This window comes from Actinoplanes rectilineatus, from assembly GCF_000962825.1.
Taxonomy (GTDB): Bacteria; Actinomycetota; Actinomycetes; order Mycobacteriales; family Micromonosporaceae; genus Actinoplanes; species Actinoplanes rectilineatus.
On sequence record NZ_JZKF01000041.1, the window covers coordinates 70988 to 80470 of the forward strand.

Sequence of the window (9483 nt, forward strand, 5' to 3'; positions counted from 1 at the left end):
TTTCCGGTTCGGGAACCTAGCACGCCGGACCGTCGACTGTGAACCGCGAGGGTTTGCCCTCAACTTCCGGAATGCGGGCGACCGCCGTTGCCCCGGCCACCACACGTCGACAAACATCGACGCCATGGCCCGTTCACCCGCCCCACCGGCGAACGATCCGGTCGTCGGCTGGCGGCCGATCCTCGTCGCCGTCGTCGCCGGGCTCCTCGCCGTGGTGTTCTGGCTCCCGCGCTGGGACAGCGACTTCCTGCTGGGCGTCCTCTACGTGCTCGACGTGGCCTCGTTCGCCATGACCGGGACGTTCCTGCTGACCGACGGGCGCACCGGCCGACTGGGCTGGGGCATGATCGGCGCGTCGTTCTGCTACGCGGTGTCGTGGTGGTGGATCTGGCCACCGGCCTGGCAGTGGGGACCGGTGCCGCTGATCTCCTTCGTCCTGGGATACGGCTGGTTCGTCGTCGGTGGCCTGGCCCTGGTCCGCTACCCCGAACCGGCTCTCGGGCACCGCCACGAGAGGTTCTACTTCGCGACCCTGGCCATCTGGGTCTTCGGCGGCAAGATCGTGGTCGCCACCGCGTCCCGTCCGGAATGGATCCGCTGGAACCCGGACGCCTGGTGGCCCACCGTCGTCGCCGACGAGAGCCTCTACCGGCTGGTCAGCGGCGCGGTGGGCATCGGGGTGACCGGGCTGGCGCTGCTGCTGCCGGTGCTGCTGCTCTACCGGGTCCGGCATTCGCAGGGCCTGGAACGCTCGGACATGATCCCGGCGACCGCGGCGGCCGTCTCGATCGGCGTGGTCGGCGGCCTCTACCTGATCGCGGTGAACCTGCACGTGACCGGGCCGCTGACCGACGCGCTGCGGGCGCTGTCGGCGTTCGCCGCCCTGGTGGCGCCGGTCGCCTTCATCGTCAGCCTGATCCAGCGCCGGCTCAAGAGCGGACTCGGCGAGTCCGACCTGCGCCTGCTGTCACGCAGCGACACCGTCGAGGAGATGCAGGCCGCCCTGCGCCGGGTCCTCGACGACGACACCCTCGTGCTGGCTGTCCGATCCGGATCACCGACGAGCTTCCTCGCGCCGAACGGGTACCCGATCGCCGTCGACGAGGACACCCGCTGGCTGGTGGAGGTGCCGGACCGCAACGGCCGCCCGATCGCCGCCCTGCTCGTCGACCCGACGCTGCACCGGCGCGAGAACACCGTCCGCGCCGCCGCCGCGGCCTGCGGCATCGTCCTCACCGACGGCATGCTGCAAGACGACCTGACCGAGAAACTGTCCCAGTCGCAACGCTCCCGGTCCCGGCTGACCCGGGACTCGCTCAACGAGTTGCAGCGCATCGGCCACGAACTGCACGACGGCGTCAACTCGACGCTGCAGGCCGTACAGGCACACCTCAGCCGGATCCGGATCCACCTGCGACGGCACCGGGCGGGACAGGACCGGACCACGGAACTCGGCGACGCCCTGGACGACGCGCAGGCCGCCGTCCAGGTCGCGGTCAAGGAACTCCGGGACCTGGCCCGCGGCATCCACCCCGAGGTGCTCGCCGAAGGTCTCGGCCCCGCCCTGCAGCTCAAGTTCGACGGCGTCGCCACCCCGATCACCCTGGACATCGACGAGCGGCGCACCCCGCCGGAGGTGGAACTCATCATGTACCTGCTGCTCAGCGAGGCGGTGACCAACGCCCTGAAACACGCGCACGCGAGCCGGATCACGGTGTCCACCCGGATCGTGGACGGTCACGCCGTCGCCCGGGTCGGCGACGACGGTCGCGGCGGCGCCCACGCCACCCCGGGATCCGGGCTGGCCGCCCTCAGCGAACGGGTCCGGTCCCTGCGCGGCGAACTGACCGTCCGCGGCGGTCCCGGCGGCGGCACCGTCGTCGAGGGCGTGATCCCGTGCGCGTAGCCCTCGCCGAGGACAACCCCATCTTCCGCAGCAGCCTGGCCCTGCTGCTGGGCACCCTGGACATCGACGTGGTGCTCGCCGTGGGTGACGGCCCGTCGCTGCTGACCGGCATCGCCGCCGACCCGCCCGACGTGGTGATCCTCGACGCGCGCATGCCACCGTCCGGCGACGAGGAGGGCTTCCGGGTAGCCGAGCGGGTGCACCGGGTGCACGAGCGGGTGGGCATCCTGCTCTTCTCCGACTACCAGTTCTTCGCGTACGCGCGCCGCCTCGTCGAACGGATCCCCCGCGGAGTCGGCTACCTGATCAAGGACCGTGTTCGCGACGACGAGGTACTCAAGGACGCGATCGTCCGGGTGGCGGCCGGCGACGTCGTGCTGGACGACGTCATCGCCCAGCGCATCTCCGCGGCCGCGCCCGGCGAGCTCTCCCCCACCGAACGCGAGGTGCTGCGCCACGTCGCGTCCGGGCTCAGCAACCACGCCGTGGCGACGGTGATGTTCAGCAGTGACGCCGCCGTGGAACGGCACCTGACAAGCATCTTCCGCAAACTCGGCCTGCCGTCCGACCCGGGCCACAACCGGCGGGTCCTCGCGATTCTGCAATGGCTGGACGCCCAGCGGCCGTGAGGGTTTCCCCTCCTGCCCGCCTCGCCGGAGATCTCATAGCTTTGGATGTGTAGCGCCCTTCCTCGCAGAAAGGGCAATGATGTCCGGCTATCGGAATGATTCCCGTCGCGTGTCGTGGCGCAGCCTCCTGTCGGCGGGCGCCGCACTGTCCGCCGGCGCCGCGATCATCGTCATGGTGGTCCTCCTGGTGCAGGGCATCGACAAGGCCGACCCGTGGGGCAGCGCCGTCGGTGCGCTGCTGGCCGCCGTGGCCCTGCTGTTCACCGTCGCCGACCGCCAGCTCGCCCCGGCACCCGGACGCACCCCGGTGACCGCCGGGGATCTGGCGGCGATCCGCGAGGAGATCCTCAGCCGGCGTGGCCGGGAGGCCGACGACCGGGGACTCCGCCAGCCCCGCGGCGAGCTCCTCCCGGTGACCGTGGCGGGCCTCGAGCACACCGTGGACGAGGCCCCGGACCGACTCTGGACCCATCAGGAGTTCTCGCTGGCCTGGACGCGGTTCGTACTGGACCGGCACACGCCCGGACCGATCCGGCTGGCGATCCACGGCGTCGGCGGCGCCGGCAAGACCACCCTCGCGCTGCTGCTCACGCTGGGTCTGGCCGGCCGGCGTACCGACCCCGGAACCGCCTCCGGCGCCCCTTCCGGCGCTTCCTCCGGCGCTTCCTCCGGCCAGGACGACCTCACACCGGTGCCGCTGTTGATCTCGCTGTCCGGCTACACCGGCCGGACGCCGTTCGTCGGCTGGCTCAACCGCCGGGCGTGCCGGCTCTACCCGTCGCTGCGCCGGATCCAGGCCCACGACGACACCGGACCGGTCGGCCGGCTGCTGCGGTCCGGCCGGGCGGTGCTGATCCTGGACGGCTGGGACGAGATGCCCTCCACCGCCCGGGCCGGGGCGGCCCGGCAGCTGTGGCAGTCCCTCGGCGGCGACTGGTCGGTCGTGATCCTGTCCCGGGCGGCGACCTCCGATCGGGTGCGGGAACGCCTCGGCGCGCTCGCCGGCGAAGTGGAGATCGTCGCGGTCCAGCCGCCGACGGTGCGGCAGCGGGTGGCCTACCTGCGGCAGCGCGCGGCGATCGGGTACGGGTCCCGCTGGGACCCGCGCGGCGTCGAGGAACTCGCCCGGGTCCTGCCCCACCGGCCCGCGCTCCTCTCGGTCCTGTCGACACCGATGATGCTCGAACTGGCGTCGCGGGCCGCCGGGCGCGGCGACATCACCGTCGACGCGTTGACCACGCTGGCCTCGGACGGGCCGCGGCACGCCACCCGCAGCCGTCTGCTGCGGTTGCACGTGGACTGGGCCACCGGCACCGGCCGGCGGCTGCCGTCGAAACTGCTCAGCCGGGATCGCAGCACCTGGTGGCTGACCTACCTGGCGCACGTGATGGTCGCCGGGAAGACGCACCGGCTGTCCTGGTGGCGGGCCGTCGGCGAGCCGCCCCGGCAGGCACTGGCCGTCGCGTCCGCGCTGTCGGTCCTCCCCGCGTACCGGCTGGCCCTGCAGATGCCGGTCGGGTTGACCCGGGGCCTGGCGATCGGGTGCGGAGTGGGGGTCGGCGCGGCCTTCCTCCGGGCCCGGCCGATGACGTGGCGGACCGCCCCGGCCGTGTTCGCCACCGTCGCCGGTGGGGTGTTCGCCGTCGGAACGATGCTGTGCGGGTGGCGACAGGCGACCGCCGACGCGCTCGAGATCGCGTCGAGCGTCACGGCCGCCTACCTGTGCCTCGACACGCTGCTGCGCTCCCGGTGGCCGCGACGGCTCCCGGCCAGGGTCCGGGAGCCGGTCCTGCGGCGGGTTCGCGGCTGGGGCCGCCGGTCCCGGCGGTTCGGTCCGCCGGCCCTGGCCAGCCTGGTCCTGGGGGTCGCCGGGACGCTGCCGCCGGTGCTGTTCGCCCGGCTGACCGGTTTCGTCGACCCGGAGCGGACACCCGCCACCGTGTACATCGCGGTGACGTTCGGCATCGGGCTCGCCACCGTCGCCGCCCGCACGTATCTCACCCGGGAGGAGACCGTACCGAGCGAGATCCGGATCCGGGGCGGGGCGCGGACCGAGCCGTGGCACAGCGCGGTCCTGGTCGGGGTGCTGTTCGCCACCGCCATCGGTGCCGGGGGCGCGATCGGCGGCGGGATCCGGTACGGCCTCGACTACGCGTACGCCGTCGGTGTGGTGTTCCTGTTCGTCGCCGGATTCCCGGTCGGGCTGGTCGGCGGCACGGTCAAGTGGCTGTGCTCGCCGTCGTCGCGGGCTCCCGCGGATGTCTCCGGCAGTACCGTTCCCTCCGGGCCGGTGGAGCAGGACGAGGCGTTCGGCCGGCCCGAGTCGCCGGTGACGATGCGCGACGACCGTCGGCTCGCCATCGCGATCCTCGCCGGTGTCACGGTGCTGGCCGCCGTCTTCATCACGATGCTCGGTCACGTGGCGCCCGGGCATCTGGCGGTGATCCGGGAGCACGCGCGGAGCTACGCGATCGGGCCGGAGGACGCGCTGCTCGTGACGTCGACGCTCGGGGTGATCGTCGCGTGCGCGTACACCGTCTGGCCGGTCTTCCTGGTCGCTCACCTGTGGCGGGTGGCGCACCGGGACCTGCCGTGGCGGCTGCTGGTCTTCGCCGCCGAGCTGCAGGACTCTCTGCTGATCATCCGCGACGGCGACACGTACCGGTTCCGGTACGCCGGGTTGCGCACCTACCTCGGCGAGGAGCTCTACGCGGAGCTTCGCCGGGAGGGACCACCACCGGCGGCGACGGCGTCCAGCAGCGCACGCACCTGGCCCGCCTCCTCGAGTGGCCTGTAACACCGCCCGGCACCCCGGCCCCGCCGCCGGCTCTCTTGACAGGGCAGCTAACGTACAATGAAAATCGTTTCCAACAAGCCGGGGAGAGCGTGTGCCGAAGCTGCCGGTCACCGTCCTGTCCGGATTCCTCGGGGCCGGCAAGACCACCCTGCTCGACCACCTGCTCGCCAACCGCGACGGCCTGCGCGTCGCGGTGATCCTCAACGACATGAGCGAGATCAACATCGACGCCGCGCCGGTCCGCGACGGCGGCGGGCTGTCGCGGACCGAGGAACGCCTGGTCGAGATGACGGCGTCCTGCGGTCGAAGGGTTTCCTCTGGCACACCTTCCCCGACCCGTTCCCCAGTGGCGGCTCGACGAGTTGCCGCACGACCATCACCGAGGAGAATCATGAGAGCCGGCATCCACCCCGAGTACCGCCCGGTCGTGTACCGCGACCGCAGCGCCGACTTCGCCTTCCTGACCCGGTCCACCGCCACCAGCGAGAAGACGATCGAGTGGGAGGACGGCAACACCTACCCGGTGATCGACGTCGAGATCTCGGCCGCCAGCCACCCGTTCTGGACCGGCCGGCAACGGCTGCTCGACACCGCGGGGCGGGTGGAGAAGTTCCGCGCCAAGTACGCCCGCCACCAGCGCTGAGAAAACAGCGGGGACGGCAGGCGAGTCGCCTGCCGTCCCCGCTCTCGTCAGGAGACCGCGGTGAGAACCTGCGGCCCGTCCGGGGTGATCGCGATGGTGTGCTCGGAGTGCGCGGTCCGGGAACCGTCCGCCGACCGGATCGTCCAGCCGTCCGCGTCAAACTTGATCTTGTCGGTGGCGGCGCAGAACCACGGCTCGATCGCCACCGTCAGACCCGGCTCGAGCTTCATGCCGCGCCCGGCCCGCCCGTTGTTGGCGATGTGCGGCGACTCGTGCATGGTGCGGCCCAGGCCGTGCCCGCCGAACTCGAGGTTCACGGTGTACCCGTACCGGTGCGCGACCCCGCCGATCGCCGCGGAGATGTCACCGATCTTGCCGCCCGGCCGGGCCGCCGCGATGCCGGCCTCCAGCGCCACCTCGGTCGCCTCGATCAGTTTCAGGTCGTCCGCACTCGGCGTGCCGACGACCGTCGACACCGCGGCGTCCGCGACCCAGCCGTCGATGCCCACCGCCATGTCCACGCTGAGCAGGTCACCGTCCCGCAGCACGTAGTCACGCGGCAGACCGTGCAGCACCGCGTCGTTGACCGACAGGCACAGCACGTTGCGGAACGGTCCCCGGCCGAACGACGGCGCGTAGTCCCAGTAGCACGACTCGGCGCCGCGCTCCTTGATCCGGCCCCGCGCGTGCTGCTCCAGGTCCATCAGGTTGACGCCCACGTCGGCGATCCCCTTCAGCTCGGCCAGCAGCTCACCGACGAACCGGCCGGTCACGGCCATCCGCCCGATCTCCTCCGGGGACTTCAGCTCGATCATGACGTTCCTTCCACTCTTGCGCGGTATAGTTATACCACCGCCGTGCGGTATATTTATACCACCAGTCCGGTCAGGCTATCCTGCTCCCATGGTTCGCCCACCGCTCACCCCCGAACAGATCGCCGCGGGCCAGCGCCTCGGCGCCGCACTCCGGGAAGCACGAGGCACCCGCAGCCTCGGCGAGGTGGCCCTGGCAGCCGGCATCTCCCCCGAGACCCTGCGCAAGATCGAGGCCGGCCGCCTCCCGGCCCCCGCGTTCGGCACCGTCGTCTGCCTGGGCGAGGTCCTCGGCGTCCCCCTCTCCGACCTTGCCGAGGTGTGGCTGGCCGGCATGCCCATGCGCCAGGCCTCCTGAAACCCATTCTTCCCCGGGTACGCGTCGAAAGCCCCGCCGCCTCGATGAGTTCGGCGCACGAAACGGCCGTCGAAGCGCTGCTACGCCAGCCGTTTCCGGACACCGCGTATGGACGCCGGGACGCGTTCGGCGACATGGACCACCACGTCGCCCGCCTCGCCGTGACCCAGGACTTCTGGGAGGACCGCAGCAAAGAGGTGGTCGGACCAGCCCGGGACGCCATCGACCACGATCACGACCGGCTCGCCGCGGCGCTGACCGCGAGGTGGGGCCCGGCCGAAGAGGTCGACCTCGGGGAGACGGACCGCGAACTCGGCGAGGCAGCCGGCTTCTTCCGCAGCCAGACGCGGGACATGCTGGTCTGGAGCTGCCCCACCTACAGCCGCTGGGTGGCGCTGGCCGTGATCCAGGCCGACCCCGAGCTCCCCTTCGAACTCTTCGTGGCAGTAGGCGCAGGACCCACCTGGTCAGCCGCGCGGAATTGACCGCATACGACGTCAGAAAGGCGCCGAGCAGTGAACCGCCGACGGGCAGCACACCTGATGGTCGGCCTGACCGCGGCACTGGCCCTGGCCACCGGCTGCTCCCCCGACGACGACCGCTGGAGCCTCGGCGCCGTCGGCGACCTGAAGGTCGACCCCGCCGGCCAGCTCGCCACCCTCGGACGCATCAGGACAGTCCTGCAACAGCGGGGCTGGGAGATCACCGACGACAGCACCTTCGCCGACGGCACCCGCGGCAAACTCAGCGCCATCCACCCGTCGACCAGCCACACCACGGTCGTCACCACCACGGTGGACCGGCAATATCTCGCCGTCTCCCTGGGCAGCCCCTGCCACCTGCCCGCCCCCGGCGAGAACCCCTTGAGGAATTGACGTAGCCATCAGGGATTCGGTGGGGCGACGGCTGGCTGGTCGCGGCGGTAAAGCGACACCGACGCCCAGTCGTCCGGCGACGCCTCGGAACCTATCGACTCATGGTGCGTGACAAGGGCGGGCCACTCCGATTGTCATGGACCTGCCGGCCGGCCGCCCGGAAGTTCGGGTGGCCGGCCGAATCGGTGCCAGTGTCACATGGTGATGGTGGCCTGCGGGCCGGCGTTGGCCTTGACCACGGCGGGCACGTCGGCGGCCGGGTCGAGGGTGTACGCGTAGAAGCTGCTCGGTGTGAAGGCCGCACCGCCGGTGACCTGTTTACCGGTGCAGTTCACGGCGATGCTGCCGCTCTGCTTGAGCTGGCCGATCGTGGTGTCGTCGATGTTCCACGGGTTGTTGACCGTGTCGAAGTAGCTGTTCTCGAGGACCATCTTGGTGCCGCCTCGCGACAGATTCCCGTACGACGTGATGTTCTGCAGGTAGTTGTTGTAGAGGTGGGCGTAGAGCAGGTTGTCGGCGCTCGGGTTGCGCTGGTTGCTGTTGTGGATCCAGTTGTGGTGGATGGTCATCCGTGCGGTCACGTTGTCGGTCCAGCCGATGCCGAACGTCTTGTTGTGGTTGCCCATCACGTTCCAGGACACGGTCACGTACGAGGTGTCCTTGCGCGAGTCGATGTAGCCGTCGTTGATGTTCGTGAACGTGTTGTGGTCGATCCACACGTGGTCGGCGGTGTCCATCTGGATGCCGTCGTAGTCGAAGTCCTTGTCGTCCGGGTCGTCGGAGGCCACGGCGGTGTCGCCGATGGTCAGGTTCCGGATGATCACGTTGCGGACGCCGGTGCCGAGGAAGAAGCCGCCGGCTTTGATCCGGCCGGTGGTGCCCAGGCCGACGATCGTCTTGTTCGACGCGACCGGGATCTCGTAGCCGTAGGTCGGCACCGTGATGGTGCCGCTCACCTTGATGATGTACGCGGCGCTGGCGGTGGCGTATTTGAGCAGGTCGGCGTACGTGGTGACGGTCACCGTGGTGCCGCCCGTGCCGCCGGTGGTCGCGCCTCCGGTGCCGGCGAACCCGTCCGCCGTGTTCGACCAGGTGCGGCCGCCGCTGACCGGGGTGAACGCCCACTGTTTGTTGGTGTTGGCGGTGCAGGTCTCCTGGATGATCGCGCCGCCGGACGCGGTGGACGCATCCTTGTCGCTCATGCACAGACCGCTGTTGACGTTCACCACCTGGAACGTGTTCGTGCCACTCGCGACCAGCGTCCACAACTGGTTGTTCTGACTGGCGACGCAGCCGTACTGCTGCAACTGCACGCCGGAGGTCGTCGACCAGTCGGGCACGTCGATGCACTTACCGCTGTTGAGATTCACCAGCTGATAACTGGAACCGACGGCTTTCAGGGTGAACTGCTGCCACTTCGCGCCCGCCGTGCAGCCCCACTGCTGCAACAGGGCACCGTTCGC

General features: G+C 70.6%; 9 protein-coding genes and 1 pseudogene. 8 read left to right on the top strand and 2 right to left on the bottom strand.

The annotated features are described in order from the left end of the window. Positions 1-124 precede the first annotated feature (124 nt). From WH85_RS27445 to WH85_RS50760, 5 genes and pseudogenes are all read left to right on the top strand, one after another. Positions 125-1906 (top strand): sensor histidine kinase, encoded by a 1782-nt coding sequence (locus WH85_RS27445; protein WP_045744904.1) that lies wholly within the window; start codon positions 125-127, stop codon positions 1904-1906. Next, a complete protein-coding gene (locus tag WH85_RS50750) occupies positions 1897-2535 on the top strand; it encodes a response regulator transcription factor (protein WP_045744905.1) in 639 nt (212 codons plus the stop codon). The genes WH85_RS27445 and WH85_RS50750 overlap by 10 nt, the downstream gene beginning before the upstream one ends. A gap of 109 nt (positions 2536-2644) precedes the next feature. Next, positions 2645-5332, top strand: coding sequence for an NACHT domain-containing protein (locus tag WH85_RS27455; protein WP_045744906.1), 2688 nt, complete (start codon positions 2645-2647; stop codon positions 5330-5332). A 91-nt stretch (positions 5333-5423) separates the two neighbouring features. Next, positions 5424-5633, top strand: a pseudogene (locus WH85_RS50755) (GTP-binding protein); the annotation flags it as partial. A 90-nt stretch (positions 5634-5723) separates the two neighbouring features. Further along, positions 5724-5975: a type B 50S ribosomal protein L31 gene (locus WH85_RS50760; protein WP_045744923.1), complete on the top strand. Its 252-nt coding sequence runs from the start codon at positions 5724-5726 to the stop codon at positions 5973-5975. A gap of 47 nt (positions 5976-6022) precedes the next feature. Here the strand turns inward: WH85_RS50760 and map are convergent, their stop codons facing one another. Beyond that, on the bottom strand, positions 6023-6790 hold the full coding sequence (gene map / locus WH85_RS27465; protein ID WP_045744907.1) for a type I methionyl aminopeptidase: 768 nt from the start codon (positions 6788-6790) through the stop codon (positions 6023-6025). 88 nt (positions 6791-6878) lie between these two features. Between map and WH85_RS27470 the strand changes: the two genes are divergently transcribed. Genes WH85_RS27470 through WH85_RS27480 form a run of 3 tightly spaced genes read left to right on the top strand, consistent with a single transcriptional unit; the run spans position 6879 to position 8020 of the window. Then, positions 6879-7145 (top strand): helix-turn-helix domain-containing protein, encoded by a 267-nt coding sequence (locus WH85_RS27470; RefSeq protein WP_045744908.1) that lies wholly within the window; start codon positions 6879-6881, stop codon positions 7143-7145. A gap of 44 nt (positions 7146-7189) precedes the next feature. Continuing rightward, a complete protein-coding gene (locus tag WH85_RS27475) occupies positions 7190-7630 on the top strand; it encodes a hypothetical protein (protein ID WP_045744909.1) in 441 nt (146 codons plus the stop codon). Positions 7631-7660: 30 nt separating this feature from the next. Continuing rightward, positions 7661-8020: a hypothetical protein gene (locus tag WH85_RS27480; RefSeq protein WP_157411239.1), complete on the top strand. Its 360-nt coding sequence runs from the start codon at positions 7661-7663 to the stop codon at positions 8018-8020. A 194-nt stretch (positions 8021-8214) separates the two neighbouring features. Here WH85_RS27480 and WH85_RS27485 read toward each other — a convergent pair. Further along, positions 8215-9483, bottom strand: a 1269-nt coding sequence (locus WH85_RS27485; protein ID WP_045744925.1) for a pectate lyase family protein, incomplete at its 5' end; no start/stop codon positions are given.

Coding starts and splice junctions, on each gene's coding strand:
- map (WP_045744907.1), bottom strand. CDS start 6,790: ATGATCGAGCTGAAGTCCCCGGAGGAGATCGGGCGGATGGCCGTGACC.
- WH85_RS50760 (WP_045744923.1), top strand. CDS start 5,724: ATGAGAGCCGGCATCCACCCCGAGTACCGCCCGGTCGTGTACCGCGAC.
- WH85_RS27445 (WP_045744904.1), top strand. CDS start 125: ATGGCCCGTTCACCCGCCCCACCGGCGAACGATCCGGTCGTCGGCTGG.
- WH85_RS27475 (WP_045744909.1), top strand. CDS start 7,190: ATGAGTTCGGCGCACGAAACGGCCGTCGAAGCGCTGCTACGCCAGCCG.
- WH85_RS27470 (WP_045744908.1), top strand. CDS start 6,879: ATGGTTCGCCCACCGCTCACCCCCGAACAGATCGCCGCGGGCCAGCGC.